At 41.4% G+C, this 18,668-nt stretch carries 15 protein-coding genes; 9 read left to right on the top strand and 6 right to left on the bottom strand.

Translation table 11 applies throughout. From position 1 onward, the window contains the following. The first annotated feature begins 54 nt into the window (after positions 1-54). Positions 55-963 (top strand): AAA family ATPase, encoded by a 909-nt coding sequence (locus HGR01_RS25550; RefSeq protein WP_045871280.1) that lies wholly within the window; start codon positions 55-57, stop codon positions 961-963. 79 nt (positions 964-1,042) lie between these two features. On the opposite strand, the gene HGR01_RS25545 is transcribed toward HGR01_RS25550, so the two are convergent. From HGR01_RS25545 to lgt, 3 genes are all read right to left on the bottom strand, one after another. Further along, positions 1,043-1,396 carry a phenylpyruvate tautomerase MIF-related protein gene (locus tag HGR01_RS25545; RefSeq protein WP_045871281.1) on the bottom strand — a complete coding sequence of 118 codons (354 nt, stop codon included), beginning with the start codon at positions 1,394-1,396 and terminating at the stop codon, positions 1,043-1,045. A gap of 230 nt (positions 1,397-1,626) precedes the next feature. Then, positions 1,627-2,433 (bottom strand): precorrin-4 C(11)-methyltransferase, encoded by an 807-nt coding sequence (gene cobM, locus HGR01_RS25540; RefSeq protein WP_045871282.1) that lies wholly within the window; start codon positions 2,431-2,433, stop codon positions 1,627-1,629. Positions 2,434-2,673: 240 nt separating this feature from the next. After that, positions 2,674-3,549 (bottom strand): prolipoprotein diacylglyceryl transferase, encoded by an 876-nt coding sequence (lgt, locus tag HGR01_RS25535; protein WP_045871283.1) that lies wholly within the window; start codon positions 3,547-3,549, stop codon positions 2,674-2,676. 303 nt (positions 3,550-3,852) lie between these two features. Here lgt and HGR01_RS25530 point away from each other — a divergent pair, with 303 nt between their 5' ends. Next, a complete protein-coding gene (locus HGR01_RS25530) occupies positions 3,853-4,716 on the top strand; it encodes a Tab2/Atab2 family RNA-binding protein (RefSeq protein WP_045871284.1) in 864 nt (287 codons plus the stop codon). Between the two features lie 274 nt (positions 4,717-4,990). After that, positions 4,991-6,304 (top strand): TldD/PmbA family protein, encoded by a 1,314-nt coding sequence (locus HGR01_RS25525; RefSeq protein WP_045871285.1) that lies wholly within the window; start codon positions 4,991-4,993, stop codon positions 6,302-6,304. 308 nt (positions 6,305-6,612) lie between these two features. Here the strand turns inward: HGR01_RS25525 and HGR01_RS25520 are convergent, their stop codons facing one another. Continuing rightward, positions 6,613-7,203: an ABC transporter permease gene (locus tag HGR01_RS25520; protein WP_045871286.1), complete on the bottom strand. Its 591-nt coding sequence runs from the start codon at positions 7,201-7,203 to the stop codon at positions 6,613-6,615. 568 nt (positions 7,204-7,771) lie between these two features. Here HGR01_RS25520 and HGR01_RS25515 point away from each other — a divergent pair. The 3 genes from HGR01_RS25515 (at position 7,772) to HGR01_RS25505 (ending at position 10,565) form a co-directional block, all read left to right on the top strand. Next, on the top strand, positions 7,772-8,395 hold the full coding sequence (locus HGR01_RS25515; RefSeq protein WP_045871287.1) for a hypothetical protein: 624 nt from the start codon (positions 7,772-7,774) through the stop codon (positions 8,393-8,395). 275 nt (positions 8,396-8,670) lie between these two features. Further along, on the top strand, positions 8,671-9,135 hold the full coding sequence (locus HGR01_RS25510) for a MarR family winged helix-turn-helix transcriptional regulator (protein ID WP_045871288.1): 465 nt from the start codon (positions 8,671-8,673) through the stop codon (positions 9,133-9,135). A gap of 86 nt (positions 9,136-9,221) precedes the next feature. Beyond that, positions 9,222-10,565: an epoxyqueuosine reductase gene (locus tag HGR01_RS25505; protein ID WP_045871289.1), complete on the top strand. Its 1,344-nt coding sequence runs from the start codon at positions 9,222-9,224 to the stop codon at positions 10,563-10,565. A 956-nt stretch (positions 10,566-11,521) separates the two neighbouring features. Here HGR01_RS25505 and HGR01_RS25500 read toward each other — a convergent pair. Continuing rightward, positions 11,522-12,097, bottom strand: coding sequence for a TIGR04376 family protein (locus HGR01_RS25500; protein WP_045871290.1), 576 nt, complete (start codon positions 12,095-12,097; stop codon positions 11,522-11,524). A gap of 287 nt (positions 12,098-12,384) precedes the next feature. Here HGR01_RS25500 and HGR01_RS25495 point away from each other — a divergent pair, with 287 nt between their 5' ends. Beyond that, positions 12,385-14,205: an ABC transporter ATP-binding protein gene (locus tag HGR01_RS25495; RefSeq protein WP_045871291.1), complete on the top strand. Its 1,821-nt coding sequence runs from the start codon at positions 12,385-12,387 to the stop codon at positions 14,203-14,205. A 176-nt stretch (positions 14,206-14,381) separates the two neighbouring features. Here HGR01_RS25495 and HGR01_RS25490 read toward each other — a convergent pair whose 3' ends face one another. Then, positions 14,382-15,131: a M15 family metallopeptidase gene (locus HGR01_RS25490; protein ID WP_045871292.1), complete on the bottom strand. Its 750-nt coding sequence runs from the start codon at positions 15,129-15,131 to the stop codon at positions 14,382-14,384. A 379-nt stretch (positions 15,132-15,510) separates the two neighbouring features. On the opposite strand from HGR01_RS25490, the gene HGR01_RS25485 reads away from it, so the two are divergent. Together HGR01_RS25485 and HGR01_RS25480 are read left to right on the top strand one after the other, a co-directional pair. After that, positions 15,511-17,082: a metallophosphoesterase gene (locus HGR01_RS25485; protein WP_045871293.1), complete on the top strand. Its 1,572-nt coding sequence runs from the start codon at positions 15,511-15,513 to the stop codon at positions 17,080-17,082. Between the two features lie 237 nt (positions 17,083-17,319). Continuing rightward, positions 17,320-18,630: an IS701 family transposase gene (locus HGR01_RS25480; RefSeq protein ID WP_096621593.1), complete on the top strand. Its 1,311-nt coding sequence runs from the start codon at positions 17,320-17,322 to the stop codon at positions 18,628-18,630. Positions 18,631-18,668 lie beyond the last annotated feature (38 nt).

Raw genomic sequence — 18,668 nt, 5'->3', positions numbered from 1 at the left:
AATTGAATTGCCCAATCCCCAGTACCCAATCCCCAACCCCCAATCCCGTGGTGCATGAGAGAAAAACTTGAGGCTTTAACACATAATCTGTCTCGTACCATCGTTGGTAAAACCGAAGCAATACGTTTGGTACTAGTCGCCATCCTTGGCGGTGGTCATGCTTTATTAGAAGATGTTCCTGGTGTTGGTAAGACCCTGCTAGCTAAATCATTAGCGCGATCGCTTGACGGTAAGTTTCAAAGGCTACAATGTACCCCCGATTTATTACCTACTGATATTACTGGTACAAACATTTGGAACCCCAAAAGCGGCGAATTTACCTTTCTACCTGGGCCTATATTTGCCAACATTTTGCTAGCTGACGAAATCAACCGTGCTACACCCCGAACTCAGTCAGCTTTGTTAGAAGTGATGGAAGAACATCAGGTAACAGTTGATGGTGTTTCTCGTGCTGTTCCCACACCTTTTTTTGTCATTGCTACCCAAAACCCAGTTGAGTATCAAGGGACTTTTCCGCTACCTGAAGCGCAGATGGATAGATTTATGCTGTCTTTGAGTTTAGGCTATCCTTCAGAGACAGAAGAACTCCAAATGCTGCAAAACCTGACGGATGGTATCAAGGTAGCTGATTTACAACCTTGCATTACCCTAGAAGAAATAGCTCAATTACGGCAACTCTGTTCTCAGGTAAGAGTGGAAACACCTTTACAGCAATACATTCTGGACTTAGTGCGGGCGACAAGACAGGATGAAGAAATTTCTCTCGGTGTCAGCCCTCGCGGTACAGTCGCTTTACAAAAAGCTACCCAAGCCCTCGCTTTTATTTTAGGACGTGATTACGCCATTCCCGATGATGTAAAATTTCTCGTTCCTCACGTTCTTTGTCATCGCCTCATCCCCAGGGGAGGACGCAGCGCCAGAACTGTTGTTGAGCGATTGTTGCGCTCTGTTAACATTCCCTGATGAGGGAGATGAGGGGGATAAAGGGAGAAATTCCTATTACCAATTACCCATTACCCCTTCCCCCTTCCCCTACAAAACCTTACCCAAAGGTTGAGCCATTCCAACCCCACATAGCACCTTTAGCATCTGCAAATTCTATATAAATCCGATTTTTAGCTACGCCTAAAGCTTGGTTAATCTGCTGACAGAAATCCTGACTCATCGTCGCTGTTTGGTCAGGTTTCATAGTACCGATACTTTTAATTTCAATGTAACAAACTGGGTCTGTTGTACCAGCAAAAGTCATAGGCACATCTGGCTCAAAAGCTGTCATTACATAAGATTCGGGTTTGCCTAAATGCTTGGCTAACTTAGCAGATAAGCTTTTCAGCAAGCTTTCAATTTCAGTTCTTTCCGGTGCAGCAACAGAAGTTTGTACTTTAATTAATGGCATAGTCAAAAATTTCAGATTGAAATTAGTTAAAGGTCAAAAAGACGGAGAGACGCGATGAATCGCGTCTGTACAAGAGTGAAAAAAGTTGGCAATTTCCAGATTAATTTTACCGAAGCGTAGAGATGGAAAGGAGATGAGGAGGATGAGGGAGAGATTCCCATTACCCATTACCAATTACCGATTACCCAATGCCCAATGCCCAATGCCCCATGCCCCATGCCCCATAATTATTAATGCGACGAGCGAAACAGATGATTATGTTCAGGATGATATAAACGCGATCGCGCTGTTGCTTGTAAAAGTGCTGGACTAATTACATACAGTGTGGTACGCATCAACTGCTCTTTCTGGGTACAGTCAGCCATCTCGGTGAGGGGAACAACCCGAATTTTTTCATCTGGCCAGCCGATGCGAAAGCAAATCGCTACTGGGGTGTCGGCTGGGTAGTGTTCTAATAATTTGGCTTGGGCTGTTTCTACATGGCGCGCACTCAAATATAAGCACAGACTAGCTTGGTGTGCTGCTAGGGTTGCTAGTTCTTCAGTGGCGGGGACTTCTGTACGGCCGCTAATGCGCGACAAAATAATCGTTTGTACTAAGTTGGGAACAGTCAATTCTACTTGCAGTTTGGCGGCTGCAGCTTGAAAGGCGCTAACACCGGGGATGACTTCAAAAGGGATTTCTGCTGCTTTTAACAGCTGCATTTGCTCTTGAGTAGCGCTGTAGAGACTAGGATCGCCAGAATGGAGACGAACGACAGATTTATGCGATCGCACTCTTTCTATCATTAACGGCACAATCTCTTCTAAAGTTTTATTGGCAGTCCGAATAATTTCTGCTTCTGGGCGACAAAGATGCAATATTTGCTCGGGTACTAAAGAGTCGGCAAATAATATTACATCTGCTACAGCCAGCAGCTTTTGTGCTTTAACCGTTAATAAATCTGGGTCTCCCGGCCCTGCACCCACAATATAGACCTTTGGTTCTATCGCAGATAACAATTTTTTGTCACATATTTCTTCTGTATATTCACTCATTGCAGCACAAAAGAGAATTTCTAAAAAAAATTTTTGATAATTTTTCCGTGTCTTTCCGGATAACCTCTAATTCCCTAGTAGAGAGTAATGGTAGATGCACCCTGGTTAAGCCCTGGAGAACTTCTCTAGGGCATTTTTTATTTTTGGGTAATTGGTAATTGGTAATTGGTAATTGGTAATTGGAATTTATCTCCTTGTCTCCTCATCCCCTTCATCCCCCAATCCCCAATCCCCAGTCCCTCACCTCTCTATCGCCCCATTCCCCCTGGGGGTGGAAATGACATCTGGTAAAGGGCGTTTAGCTATGTAAAGCCAAGCTAATCCAGCTAATCCAACAATAATTCCGATTAAGCTCACGACTTGAGCCATTCTGAGGGGCCCTAGCATTAAGCTATCAGTACGAAAACCTTCTATCCATAAGCGTCCCAGGCTGTAGGTTGCTAAGTAAGTGAGAAATAGCGTACCTATTTTGAGGCGTGGTTTACCTTGCAAACTTCGGAAAAATAGGGTGAGCAACACAGCAAATACCATTAAATCCCAAAGAGATTCATAGAGAAAAGTGGGGTGAAAGTACTCAAAATTAATTAACTCTGGGGGACGGCGATCGGGTGGAATATATAATTTCCAAGGTAAATTGGTAGGATCGCCAAAAGCTTCTGAATTGAAGAAATTACCCCAACGTCCGATCGCTTGCCCTAAAATCAGCGAAGGTGCTACCAAATCTGCTAATTGCCAAAAAGAAACTTGCTTGAGTTTGGCAAAGATGAGCGCAGCTACGAGTCCACCTAAGATTGCTCCATGAATCGCAATGCCACCTTGCCAAATGGCAATTATGCGGTCTGGGTGCTGGGCATATTCTGGCCATTGAAATAAAACGTAATATAATCGGGCGGCGGGAATTGCCCCAATTACTAGCCAAATTGACAAATCGCTAAGTAAGTCTGGGTTAACGTTACGGCGCTTGGCCAAATACTGAGAAAGGCTGACTCCGATTAAAACTGCGGTGGCGATTAATAAGCCATACCAACGAATTGTGATTGGCCCTATTCTCCACAGAATCGGGCCAGGAGAAGTAAATTGGAATGCCAAAGGCAAAGTGGAAATATCCAGCGCCATGCAAAAGTACCTAAATAACTTAATTATTAATTAGCATTAGCAGCTCCCAATCATAGGACAAGAACCTTAAGGCTAGGAGTATATAAACAATTAGAGCAGGTTTTGTTTTTTGGGGATTGATTGGGAATTGGGGACTGGCGATTGGGAGGACAAGAGAAATAAATGGCTCTTGACTCTTGTAAAGACGCGATTAATCGCGTCTCTACAACTTTTGTTTTAACTTCTTGATGTCTGTTGCTGCCCCAAGACTCGTATGATCAGAATATCAGGAACATAATAACAGCCAGATTTTTACCGAAAAACATGGGCAGTATTTGGGAAATTGATTTTTACTCCCGTCCGATTTTGGACGACAATCAGAAAAAAGTTTGGGAAGTATTAGTTTGCGAAAGTCCCTTAGATGTCCGCGCCAAAACAGATTCTCTGTTTCGTTATGCTAAATACTGTCCCAGTACGCAGGTAAATTCGGGTTGGTTGCGGACGGCGTTGCAAGAGGCTATTGCCGAAGCTGGAGAAGCACCAATTAAAATCCGCTTTTTCCGCCGCCAAATGAATAATATGATTACGAAAGCCTGCGAGGATCTAAGTATTCCAGCTCAATCTAGCCGTCGGACTTTGATGCTGAACCAATGGCTAAAACAGCGAATTGAGGAGGTGTATCCTCATGAACCAGGTTATCAAGGGGGTACTAATCCCTCGGTGCGATTGGAAAGTCCTTTACCCCAAAGGTTACCTGATGCATTGGAAGGGAAAAAATGGGTATTTGTTTCTTTAGAAGCGGCTGATTTAATGGATATGCCAGAATGGGAAATTGGTTTTGGTGAAGCCTTTCCTTTAGAATTAGCGCGAGTATCACCCCAAACCCGTATTCCTGGGATTTTGATTTTCTCACCCAGGGCATTGCCGATCGCAGGCTGGATGTCTGGTTTAGATTTAGCTTATCTAAGATTTGACACGAGTGACGGCACAAGATTACTGTTAGAAACTGGTGTGACAGAAAGCTGGATTTTGGCAAATATCAAAAATCCTCAAACATTGGCAGAAGCCAAAGGGTTTGAAGAAGCCAAGCAACAAGCCAATGGAGTGCATTTTATCGGTGTGCAGTCAGATCCTCAAACAGAATCGTTTGCCGGATTTTGGCTGTTGCAAGAAGTCAATCTGCCGTAGATTCATGGCATAGTCATGAGGGGAATCGGTATGAGGATCAAGGAAAAAGCCATAAAACTTTTGACGAATGATTATTCATTACCGAGCTAATCATCAATGAATCATCCACAAGGGCAACGGCTGATAGATGTTGATGATTTGGGATAATGATCTGCGCGGCAGTAGCTTCTCCCATCAGGAGAAGTGGAGACGTTAGGCAATAAGTCTGGCGACCGAATGCACTGCTTTCTCTATTCGCGGTTCAAAATCCACAATCCATAATTTACCAAGGGTCATGGGTTCTGAAAATTTGTCACAAGATACGCTAGCAGAACATCTGCTGGAACTAGCAATTAAGTCTGGAGCAGAAGCAGCTGAAGTGTATCAGTCGCGATCGCTTTCTCGACCAGTGTTTTTTGAGGCTAATCGCCTAAAGCAACTCGAAACTAGCCAATCTGAGGGTACAGCGCTGCGGCTATGGCGCAATGGCCGTCCAGGGCTGACTGTGGCTTACGGTACTGTGGAACCGCAAGCGATGGTAGAACGCTCTCTAGCGTTGAGTAAACTCAATCAACCGGAACCAATAGAATTGGGGCGCAACTTTAAGCCATCTTACCCAGACTTAGGGAAAAGTGTGCCCATAGAGCATTTGGTTAACTGGGGTAAGGAAGCGATCGCTTTAGTTCGAGATGAATATCCTGATGTACTTTGCCACAGTGATTGGGAATGTGATGTGGAAAATACTAGGCTTGTCAATACTGAAGGTCTAGATTGCTACTACACAGATACAACTCTTAGCTGCTATATGTCGGCTGAATGGGTTAGGGGTGACGATTTTTTAAGTGTTTCCGACGGTCAAACCCAAAGAGATGAACTCGACTCAGAGAAACTCGCTAACCAAATTTTACAAAGGCTAATTTGGGCGCGAGAAAATGTCTCACCCCCTAGCGGTCGCGTACCAGTTTTATTTACATCCAAAGCTGCTGATATGCTTTGGGGTACAGTGCAAGCAGCATTAAATGGCAAACGTGTACTAGAAAAAGCTTCTCCTTGGGCCGACCGTTTAGGCAAACCAGTCCTTGCACCCAGTCTTACCCTCTATCAAGAACCAGAAGCAGGGCCTTATAGTTGTCCTTTTGATGATGAAGGCAGCCCTACCAATACAATTGTTTTTATTCAAAATGGAATCCTACAACATTTTTATAGCGATCGCACTACTGCACGCCAATTAGGTATGAGTAGTACGGGTAATGGTTTTCGCCCTAGTTTGGGTAGCTATCCCACCCCTGGATTATTTAATTTGTTAGTTCAACCCAGTTCTTTATCCCTACAAGATTTGATTCAACAAATAGATGATGGTTTGATTGTCGATCAAATGCTGGGTGGAGGTGGCGGTATTTCCGGCGACTTTTCCATCAATATTGAATTGGGCTACCGCGTGCAAAATGGGGAAGTCATCGGTCGTGTTAAAGATACAATGGTTGCCGGTAACATTTACGCAGCTTTGAAACAATTAGTAACCCTCGGTGGTGATGCTGATTGGAACGGCTCATGTTATACACCCTCTCTCATAGTTGATGGACTATCAACTACAGGTAGGAATAATTAAAAATTCCTCAAAATAAATATTTGTGAGTATTTGTAGGATGCGTTACGGCTTTCCGCGTAACGTATCTCTGTTTGAATAAATATGGTGCGTTATATCAAGTTTAGTTAATTGCTGACACTCTAGTGGCATGTTTAGCCTTAAATGTTGCAATAAAGATGAATTTTATCCGCGTTTATCTGCGGTTAATTTTTTCTAATCTAACGCACTATTTTAGTCTAGACACACTACTAGGACATTTAGTTTTTCCTATTACCAATTACCCATTACCATACTACACGAAAGTATAAGTGTTTCAGCGAACATAAAATTTATTTTTTATTATTCTCTTGAGCAGATTTTTTCCCTGCTGAAACAAACTGTACCAAAAGATATCCACTCAGATCCAATAACTGATCTAATAAACAGCCAATCACACCAATATAGATTATTGACTGAACAATGTAACTGACGTTGCCAGCTTTATAAGCATCCCAAGCCAGCGAGCCTAAACCTTTGGTACCTACCAACATTTCTATGGCAATTACTGTAAACCATGCGACCCAGATGCTAACTTTTAAAGCATGAAATGTATGAAAAATGGCAGCCCGAAATTGACTATTCTGTCTGTAGAAATGTCGCATCCCAATAGCAGTATTCACAATCATTGACCAAAGGCTAGCCGAAAAAATTACTATTGCACTAGCGGCTTCGCTTTCTTGAAAGAGAATGAGCGCAATAGGTAGAAAGACTATAGGAGGTATACTATGGGGTATCTGAAATATCCGCCTGCATATCTGATAAATGATGGCATTGATACCAATTAAGTAACCTATGAAACCACCTAAAATAGCGGCTGGAATGTAACCTACAAATAATCTTTGTAGGCTAGATAAAACATCTAAAAATATATTGTGTTCCATGCCTCAGTGCTCATTTGCCAAGTTTAGGGAATACTGCGGCAATTGCAAAAAAATATTGAATAGACGGAAATGGGAAGGTGTGATAGTCTGATTAAATTTATTTTAACAAAAAGTGCAAGTAAGTTTAATAAATTCAATACAATTTGAAGGATTTAGATTTTAGGAATAAATACACAAAGTTAAATTGTTTACTATAGCAAAAATTTCTTCATTAAGAGTGCAGTAACATATCCTACATAATTTGATTATTACTCTAAATTTTATTTTTAATTTATAAGTAAACTCGGAGGATGTCGAAAAAATAATATGGGTAATATAGAATCCACACCACAAATCTTTGTGCCCCTATAGATACTTGAGCTTTAGAATACTTAGTGCGATCGCTTCTACCATATATTATTCCATTAGGTAGAAGCTAAATTATCTTCTAATAACTTAAAGTACCACTATTGAGGCAATCATAATTTTTCTGGTCACCATAAAGCTCTTGGTGCAGGATTTTTAGTAGCCTCAAAACCTAAAAAAATGAGTGTTTAAATAACTCACTATTAAGCATATTCATAGTCAAATGTATAAGCAAAATCGCACTTTAAGTAACATCCAAAGTGATGGTAATCTGGTAAGTAAAAAGTCATGGCTAAGTAAAGCAACGCTTTTCACCCTGCTTGCAACTGGGATTACAGCTTGTGCTACCGAACCAAAGCAACCTGATGTTGTTGTCGTTCCAACCCCACAAGCAACGGTTACTGTCACCGCTACACCACAAGTAACAACTACTGTGGTTGTCACCCCTACGCCACAACCAACAACTATTGTTCAAACTCAACCAATAACAGATGTATTAGTAATTACCAACGCCAATAAACAGACACTTGTAAATAGACCTGTACAGTTTACAAATGTCAATGTTCAAAGTGTAGTAGGCGATCGCACCTTCTGGGTTGGTTCCAGCAATGCTCAACGAGTATTTGTGGTTTTGGCTCCCAATCTAGATGCGGGAAGTGCTGAAAATAAAGTTGTTGTGAAAGCAGGCCAAACCGTAGATTTAGCAGGTGTGCTTAAACTAGTGCCCAGTGTCAAACAAGCACAGCAGCAGTGGCAGGGTTTAACGGCTACTGAAGCTCAAGGACTAAAAAACCAGGTAATTTACCTAGAAGCAAGTCAAATTAGGTTTAAGCCCAGCACTCAATAATTAGATATATCAAAACGGCTATCAGGGATATCTTTAGGGGGTGCAAAACTTTGCGCCTCCTAAAACCAATTCTCAAAAATTCTGATACAGATAGGAATCCTATTTGATTTATGAAAAAGATTGCGAGAAAATACGCATAAGTTACAAGTGTAAGAGTAGACAATAAAAAATCAGCATATACAAATTGTCTCCAATCCTGACTACGATGACTCTCTATATGAGAGTAGATGATATAGGCTTGACATAGATAATGAGTGTATATACACTTAATAAAAATGGAAAAGAAAATAGTTCACGTCAATTTAGCTCAACTCAACCAAGTTAGTGTTTTGTGTACTTGCTTCAACTTGCGTAAAGCTTCACGAGTGGTAACACAATTCTTTGATCAAGAATTGAAGCCTAGTGGCTTATTGGCGACGCAGTTTACGATTTTAGTGGCGATTTCGCTTTTGAATTCTGGAAGCATCAATGGATTGGCTCAGAGCCTGGCAATGGATCGTACTACGTTGACACGCAATCTGAAGCCTCTGGAACGAGAAGGATTGATCCAAATTGAACCGGGGCAAGATCAGCGAACACGAGTAGTCAGCTTGACGGATGCAGGACAGGCAAGTTTAGCCAAAGCCTTGCCCCTATGGGAGCAAGCGCAAGCTTGCGTTGTGGAAAAACTGGGTCAGGAGCGTTGGTCTACTTTGCTTTCGCATTTAAACGCAACAACAACTCTAGTCAGCCAATTTTAATTTTTTTTGCCCAAAGAGTGTATATACACTTATTTGCTCTAGGGACTACTTTTTGCTGTGGACATGATGTTTTAGAGGATAATTGTATGTCTAAATTTGATGAACACCCAACAGTCAAACACTGGCGTAAACAGGAAGCATCCGAAGCAAAAATTATACCATCCACCCAGATTGATGCCCAATGGCTGCGCCACCTCTGTCTCGAAGCTGGGGCTGATGATGTTGGTTTTGTTGAGATTGACCGACCTGAGATTGCTGATCAACGTCAAGACATTCTGGCCGCCTTTCCACCTACCAAAACTTTAATCAGTTTTGTGTGCCGTATGAATCGAGAAAACGTCCGGAGTCCAGCTAGATCAGTTGCTAATCTCGAATTTCATAGTACTGGCGATGAGGTTAATCATATTGCGCGTCAAATTGTGGCGGAGCTTGAACGGCATGGGATTCGGGGCTGTAATCCCGCAATGGGGTTTCCGATGGAAATGAATAAATTCCCTGGAAAGGTCTGGAGTGTGTCCCACAAACCAGTAGCCGTGGCAGCAGGTTTAGGACAAATGGGGATTCATCGCCTTGTGATCCACCCCAAATTCGGCAACTTCATTTTACTAGGAACGATTTTGATTGATGTCAACGTGACAACATATCACCAACCCATTGACTATAACCCTTGCTTAGAGTGTAAACTCTGTGTTTCTGCCTGCCCCGTTGGTGCAATTAGTGCTGATGGACATTTTAACTTTTCTGCTTGCTATACCCACAACTATCGGGAGTTTATGGGAGGTTTTACGGATTGGGTAGAAACTGTTGTTGAAAGTAAAGATAGGCATGAATATCGCCAACAGGTCAGTGCTGCCGAATCTGCTTCTGTGTGGCAGAGCTTATCTTATGGAGCCAATTATAAAGCGGCATATTGTATGGCGGTTTGTCCTGCGGGTGAGGATGTAATTGCTCCCTTTTTGATACGGCGCAAAGAATTTATTCAAGAAGTCGTTAAACCTTTGCAGGCGAAAGAAGAAACTATTTATGTAGTACCAAACTCAGATGCTGAAGCCTATGTTACCCGTAGATTTCCTCATAAGCAGGTCAAACAGGTCAGGAATAGTCTAATACCAACATCAATTCGCGGATTCTTGGGCGGTATGCCTCTAACATTTCAACGCGAACACTCCAAAGGACTAAATGCGATTTACCATTTTACGTTTATAGGTGCAGAGTCATGCAAAGCAACGGTTATCATCCGTCATCAGACTCTTGAAATTCAAAATGGACATTTAGGAACTGCTAATTTAGCAATCACTGCTGACAGCAAAACCTGGTTAAAGTTTTTAGCAAAAGAACAAAATATTGTTTGGGCAATTGTGCGACGGCAGATCCGCTTTCAAGGTCAGCTGAGGTTATTACTTGATTTTGGTAAGTGCTTTCCACAATAGGCGAAGAGTTATACCAATTTGAAAAAAGAATGCGACAGATGGTAGGAGCACGGCGTGCCGCGCCCTCGGGAATATATTGATGCGTCGCGAATATTTTTTGATTTGGTATCACTGATTAAAGAAGCCAGAAGAATTGGGGGAGAATCCCCCAAACCCCCGATTGGGTGACGGTTGCGTCCCCCAAACCCCCTCCAAAATTATTGTTCGGTTTTTTGTTGAGTCATACCAATTTGAAAAAATAATGCAACAGATTGTGGGGGCAAGGCAATGCCTTGAACTCCAGAATATATTGATGTGTTGCAAACATTATTTGAATTTGTATTAGCCCATCTCATAGAGCCTTAACTGAGTTGTTAAATTGAGAGTATTTTGGTCAGTAATATGACTATTCAGAAACTGACGATTCAAAACACTAAACTCAATTTCTGCCATATTCAACCCTTCGGGTTCGCCTGATTTCACCACTCTTGAGATGTACGGAGTTTTTTCAAAAATAAAATAGGAGTCCTATATAAATTTTTGGTAGGGGTTTAGCACTGCTCAATCCTCAAAAGTCTTGGATGATCCGTTACGGAGTCCGTAACGCATCCTACTGGCGTGTCTAGACTAAAATGGTGCATTATTCAAACTCTTGTGGGATGGGCATCTTGCCCGTCCTGGGCGGACAAGATGTCCACCCCACAAGAAAATTATATTGCCACATTTTAGCCTTGCCACGCTACTACTAGTGTGGCAAGGCTAAAATAGTGCATTAGATTGGAAAAAATTAACCGCCGATAAACGCGGATAAAATTGATTTTTAATACAACATTTAAGGCTTGCCATGCCACTATAAATATTGATTTAGGGACTTCCAGATCCATAAAATAAATTATCTAATTTATTCAGATCATATTTTTATTTCTCCCGTGTCTCCTTGCATACACAAAAGTGGGATATTTGTTGCTGTAAGTGACTTATTTCCCCATCTGACGTTTCAATTTTTCTAACTCATCTTGAGTTTCCCAGCGGCGAAACTTTTCTTCTAAGTCATCAAAACTACTGGAATAACTACTAGTTGAATTTGACCAGCCATTGGTTTCTAAACGCTGTTGGGATTGTGCTTTTGCACGTATTGTCTGTGCTTCGGTTGCCTTGGCTTGTACTTCTTGCCTTCGCACCTGTATTTTTTGTAGCAGTTCTTTTGATTGGTTAATGCGTTCTTTTAACCCTTGCATATGTCCCCAACGCTGGTTACCTTCGCGCAATAAAGCGGCTTCTCTCTCTTGCGCCGCCGCCGCTAAATCTTCTCTACCAGCAGATTTCGCCTTTTGCACACGGATATGCCAACGCTGGATTTCTTGAGCTGTAGCTAAAATTTCCTCTTGCGATCGCTTCTCTTGTAATTGTAAATCTGCAACTAGCTTTAAAGTATCTTCCTCTTGCTCGCGTAACTGTTCTAACAGCGCTTCTAATTCCAAATGTGGATTATTACGCAAGAATTCTTCTAAACGGTTTTCTAAAAACCGACTTAAATCATCAAATAAGCCCACGGCCAACACTCCAGAGTCAGGTGTGTGACTTTATTGTAGTAATTATTCACGTGGAGGGGAAGGAAATGAGTGCTGAGTAGGAGAGACGCGATGAATCGCGTCTGTACAAGAGTGTTGAGTGGTAAATCGCTCAAATTTATTCTCCCTCTGTGCCTCTGCTCCCCTGCTCCCCCTGCTTACCAAAGCGATTAATTATTTTTTCGTTCAATATTTGCAACCCTCAGTCCCCTGCTGTCTTGTCAATATTGGTGAGCGATCGCAGGTGTTTTCACGCTATAAAAAGAATAATGAAGAGCAAAAAGAACCGAAACACTCTGCGGCAATCACTGGCAGTTTTCCGTTATAGCGGACGAGCTATTGGCTTGGTTTGGACTACTAGCCGTGCTTTGACGATTATTCTGGCTACTTTAACTTTAGTCGCTGGTCTTTTACCAGCTGCGATCGCTTACATTGGTAAGTTAATTGTGGATGCGGTGGTATTATCTGCCCAAGCTGGTGCAGATGGCGATATTTCTCGTCCTTTAATGTATGTAGGATTAGAAGCGATCGCGGTCATTGTATTAGCTGGTAGTCAACGGGGTTTGACTATTTGTCAATCGCTGTTGCGGGCGCTACTAGGTCAGCGAGTAAATTTACTGATTTTAGAAAAGTCTCTCACTCTCGATTTAAAGTATTTTGAAGACTCGGAATTTTATGACAAGCTACTGAATGCGCGGCGAGAAGCTTCAGTTCGACCGCTTTCTTTAGTTAACCGCACCTTTGGGCTAGTACAAAATGCCCTTTCGCTGGTAACTTACGGTATCTTGCTAGTGAAGTTTTCTGTATGGGCAGTAATAGTGTTAGTTTTAGCAGCTATGCCTGCATTTATTGGCGAAACAAAATTTGCTGGTGAAGCATTCCGTCTATTTAGTTGGCGTGCGCCAGAAACCCGCCAACAACATTATTTAGAAAATCTTTTGGCGAGAGAAGATTTTGTTACCGAAGTTAAACTTTATCAATTAGGAGAAATGCTTCTAGGGCGTTATCGCCAGCTATTTAATAACCTTTATGGTGAAGACCGTAATTTAACTTTGCGGAGGGGATGGTGGGGTTATCTTTTGAGTTTGGTAAGTACAACGGCCTTCTATTTAGCATACGGTTGGATTGTTATTGAAACAGTATTAGGTAAAATTTCCTTGGGAGATATGACGATGTATCTCACAGTTTTTCGCCAAGGACAATCGACTTTTTCTGCTGCTTTAACTTCCATTGGGGGAATGTACGAAGATAATCTTTATCTTTCCAACCTTTATGATTTTTTAGAAGAGCAAACACCACAACCTTGGGGTACAGCTACCAAAGGTATAAATCCCAAAGATGGAATCAGATTTGAGAATGTATCTTTTACTTATCCAGGGAATTTAAAACCTGCATTGCAGAATATTTCTCTACATTTAAAGCCAGGAGAAAAATTAGCAATTGTTGGGGAGAATGGTTCTGGTAAAACTACTTTAATTAAATTACTCACCCGACTTTACACCCCAGATGCCGGCAGAATCACCCTTGATGGTTTAGATTTGCAGGAATGGGATGTAGAAGTACTGCGTCGTCGAATTGGTGTGATTTTCCAAAACTTTGTCCGTTATCAATTCACCGTCGGAGAAAATATTGGTGTCGGTGATGTGGAATATTTAGAAGATACAAATCGCTGGCAAAAAGCTGCTCAAAAAGGCATGGCACAACCTTTTATTCACCAATTACCTAACAGTTTTCAAACTCAACTAGGGCGTTGGTTTAAAGGAGGGCAAGAATTATCCGGGGGACAGTGGCAAAAAATTGCTCTCTCCCGTGCTTTTATGCGAAGTCGCGCAGATATTTTGGTATTAGACGAACCAACATCAGCGATGGATGCTCAAGCTGAATATGAGATTTTCAATCATTTTCGTACTGTCACGAAAAATCAAATGGTATTTTTAATTTCTCATAGGTTTTCCACCGTTCGCATGGCTGACAATATTATGGTTATCGAAAGTGGCAAAGTTGTAGAACAAGGAACCCACGAAGAATTATTAGCTGCAGGCGGACAATATGCGAAGCTGTTTTTATTGCAAGCAGCCGGGTATCAGTAGGGGATGAGGGAGATCAGGGGGATGAGGGAGATGAGGAAGATGAGGGGGATGAGGAAGATGAGGGAGATGAGGAAGATGAGGGAGATGAGGAAGAAATTGCTATTACCAATTACCAATTACCAATTACCAATTACCCCTTCCCCCTTCCCCATTTCCCATTTCCCATTCCCCCTTCCCTACTTCCTCGGAATCTTATTAAACGGCGCATCCATCACAGCATATTTATCCCAATCTGGTGCATCAAAGTGCCACCATTCTGTTGCTAAACCTGTAAATCCTCGCTTTCGCATTGCGTCTTCTAGTATTTGACGATTTTTGCGAGATTGAACGCTGCCGCCACTATAATCTCTATGGGAAGCTGGTGTAAAAGCATCAAAGGCGCTAGGCATTTCTAATTCTTTGCCATTGCTATCAATTAATGTTAAATCTACTGCTGCACCGCGATTATGTCGAGAACCTTTAGCAGGATTACCTACATATCTTTCATCAGGTAGGATTTTCCACATTTCTTTTTGTACGGAAAGTGGTCTATAGCAATCATAAACTTTTAAACTTAATTTATTTTTAGCTAAATCTTGTTGTACTAATGAGAGTTGTTTCGCGGCTCCATAGCGTAATACACATCTAGCTTCAGGATATAACTTCTTTTTCAAAAAGTTATTAGGTGTGGCATAACGAATATCCAGCACAATATTTTTATTGATTGATTGAATATCAACTAGCCTTGCATCTGCTGGAGTGATGGCAGTTTGTTCATTTAAATCTGTTTCTGAAGTTGGCGAAGCGCTAGGCGAAATTACTTGTTTTGGTTGATTTGAGGAGTTAGCAATGGCATTGTTGTTAGCTACTTTAGCTTCATTGCAAGCAACTGCTAAAAAGAATATACATATTATTAAAATGAGAAATTTCCACCAGCGATTAATCATTAGTTTAAAGATTGAGAAATTATATGAAATAGAATTATTGTGTCAGGTAATCTACAGTAGATGTTTTTTAAAGCTCAACAATGTTGTGCCCTTAGTTGTTTAATGCATACCCTGGAAAACTACTGTACTAGTATTGGTTGAATGATTCTGTCAATGCAAAATCAAGTTTAAATCATCTACTATCTGCTGAAGCTGCTTGACAATAAAAAGTAAACTATAGGCAAGAAGACTTTTTTGACAAGATATTGTAATTAAGGCACTTGGCTATATCATTCTAGAGGCAGAGCTAAAAAACTGCCTTTATCGTAGATTATTACTGTAAAATCGCCAAGAAAACAGAAGCTCGTTACAATCAAGGTTAGGCGTTAGACATTCCAACATGAGATTGATATCCGAACCACCAATTCCCGTAAAAATTCAAAAAATGCAGGAACGGGTGCGTTGGCTTCATCCCCAAATTGTGCAGCGAGGAATCGACCAAACCAGTATGGTTGTGGACGATAACCAGGATGAGAATCCAGAATTTTCTTTTATGGTTATCGGTGATAGCGGGACAAAATCCCATTTCGGATACCATCCCCAACGACAAGTAGCCGAACTCATGCTTGCTCATCAGGATGATTGCCGTTTTGTGTTACACACTGGTGATGTCATTTATGTGGTGGGTTCCCATGAATATTACCCGGCAAATTTTATCGAACCTTACCGGGAATTTTTGGTAGGTGGAGAAAATCCCGAGAAAATTGCCTACGATCGTATGGTGTTTAATCTGCCATTTCTGCCAGTACTAGGCAATCACGATTACTATGATGTGCCTTTGATGTACCGTCTGCTGACAGGTAGCACATTACGGCTACGGCGGATGCTACGTTACAAAGATTTTGAAATAGGTTGGCATGGTTCTAATCAAGGTGATGCATATTCACGGGCTTTTCTCGATTATCTTGCAGCAGTCCCATCTCCCGAAGAATTAACGCAGCACTTAGACAGTCACTATACTGCTAAAACCGACAATGGGCGATGTTTGCGTTATCAACCAGGCGTTTTTACCCGCATACCCAACCGCTACTACACTTATAGATATGGCGGTATAGATTTTTTTGCGCTTGATTCCAACACCTTTAACGAACCTTCGCCTTTACCTACCACCCAAGAGGGGGAACTTTATCGCCGGGAATTGCAGAAGCGTCGCCAGCAAATCGATCAAGAAGAAGTGCAGATTTTGGAAATGAGCGATCGCCTCAATGCAGATAACCCTGAGGAAGCGGAACAGCTAGACGACCTCAGTGCTAAATTAGACCAAATCAATGAAGTCAAAATTGACATTGAAAAGCAACTTGCATCCCACAGCGCACCCAAGATTGACTTTGAACAACTAGACTGGTTGCGTAGTCGGCTGATTGAATCTTGGAATAACCCCGAGGTGCGCGGACGGATCGTTTATCTCCACCATCCCCCATACGTGACAGAAGCTACTAAGTGGCATCAAGCCCAAACCTTAGCAGTACGCCATCGCTTGCGTTGGGTATTTGAACAAGTAGCCCAAAGCCTTGGTTCTGTAGTTAAAGAGCGTCCGCTAGTAGATTTAATCCTCAGTGGTCATGCTCACTGTCTAGAATATCTCCGCACCGTTGACACTGGCTATGCTGACTCTCATATCAACTACATTATCTCCGGTGGTAGTGGTCGTCGTCCCCGCCGTCAGCGCTCGGAGGGAACAGAACTCGAGGAGACATTTACTGACAGTGCAGGTAGTTCAACCCGCAAAGTTGCTGATTCGTTGTTATATGTAGGACGCACTGGCTACAGTTCGCAAAAGCGGTTACCTTATTCATGTGTGCGGATTGATGTTCATAATGGCACCCCACTTAAATTTACAGTCAAACCATTAGTAGCAGAGCGCGTTGGTGAATATTGGTTTAATAGTCAATTTGACCCGTTTGTAATTTAACAGGGCATGAATGCTGTTGACTGTTGACTGTTGACTGTTGACTGTTGACTGTTGACAGTTCACAGTCAATAACTGGAACGGGATAATGGATTTTTTGGATATTTGCTAATATTGTGAGCTTAAGAATAATTTATCTGTTGCAAATTTTATTTGAATTAGTATTAGCCTGCTTAACCCTGTTTTGTCACTCTGGCAGTAGTATAATAAGGTAAAAATGCTAGAACCAAGACACAGAGCATGGTACAGCCCCGTCCAGCCGCACCAACAGTCAAATTTGTGGACGAATATTGCCAGTGGTATAAAAGTCTGTTTCCAGATGTTAGGAGTTTCGAGGCTTTTAAATATCTCCATGTAGGCTGCATTTCTGATCTAAAACGTAAAACATTGCCAGAAATAGCAAAAATCGTAGGATTAGATAACCAGCAAGGGTTGCATCATTTTCTAACTACATCACCTTGGGATATAGAAAAGTTAAGAACCTTAAGGTTAGAGTTAATTTTACAAGTGCTAAAAGGTAGACCAATCATTTTAATTATTGATGAGACAGGGGATAAAAAGAAAGGGAGCAAGACAGATTATGTGAAACGGCAGTATATAGGAAATTTGGGAAAAACAGATAATGGAATTGTGGCAGTGACAGTATATGGTGTTTTCTGTGGGATGACATTTCCATTACTGTTTGAAGTGTATAAACCCAGGGAAAGATTACAGGCAGGAGATAAGTACCGCACTAAACCAGAAATAGCAGCAATACTGATAAAAAAGCTACAATCAATGGGTTTTAAATTCAACTTAGTACTTGCAGATAGCTTATATGGAGAGAGTGGTAAGAATTTCATATCTGTATTAGATGAACTAAACTTGAACTATATAGTAGCGATTCGGTCAAATCATTATGTAGAAATACTTCCACGACAACATATTCAATATTTAAAGTGGCAGAAGTTTCAAAGGGTATTCTCTGACTTGAGTCGGGAAAATCGATTTATTAGAGAAATTATTCCGGGAAAACGTGGAGAACTTAGATATTGGCAAATTACTACAGATCCAGAAAATTTGCCTGATAACACTACTTGGTATGTGATGAGTAAATATCCAGACATTACGCCAAGAGAAGTTGGAAATTTTTACGGTTTAAGAACTTGGGTCGAGTACGGGTTAAAACAAAGTAAGAATGAATTAGGTTGGTCAGATTTTCGCCTGACTCACTACCCAGATATTGAGCGATGGTGGGAAATTATTTGCAGTGCTTATTTAATGGTTAGTCTGCATTCGGAGCAACTGTTTCAGTCTCCATCACAACGAGAGTCAAAATTTGTTTCACATCCTTGGTGGGATAATGGAAATGGCTGGAAGAACATTCTTAACAATCTTCGTTTGATTATTCAACCTTTTACTTTATTTAATCTGATATATCCCTGGTTAACGGTTTTTCCTATTCCTCAATTAGCTTTGGGTTTTTTTAAACTTCAATCTATTATTTATAGCCTCACCAGTTCAATTTTTATATCCCTGATTCACCCTGATTTCTACTTTTCCTCTGCCTAGAGTGACAAAAGAGGGTTAATAATATTTAAGCTATTACT

Origin of the sequence: Tolypothrix sp. PCC 7712 (assembly GCF_025860405.1) — a bacterium.
GTDB lineage: Bacteria > Cyanobacteriota > Cyanobacteriia > Cyanobacteriales > Nostocaceae > Aulosira > Aulosira diplosiphon.
This window is presented reverse-complemented; position numbering and strand designations above follow the sequence as displayed.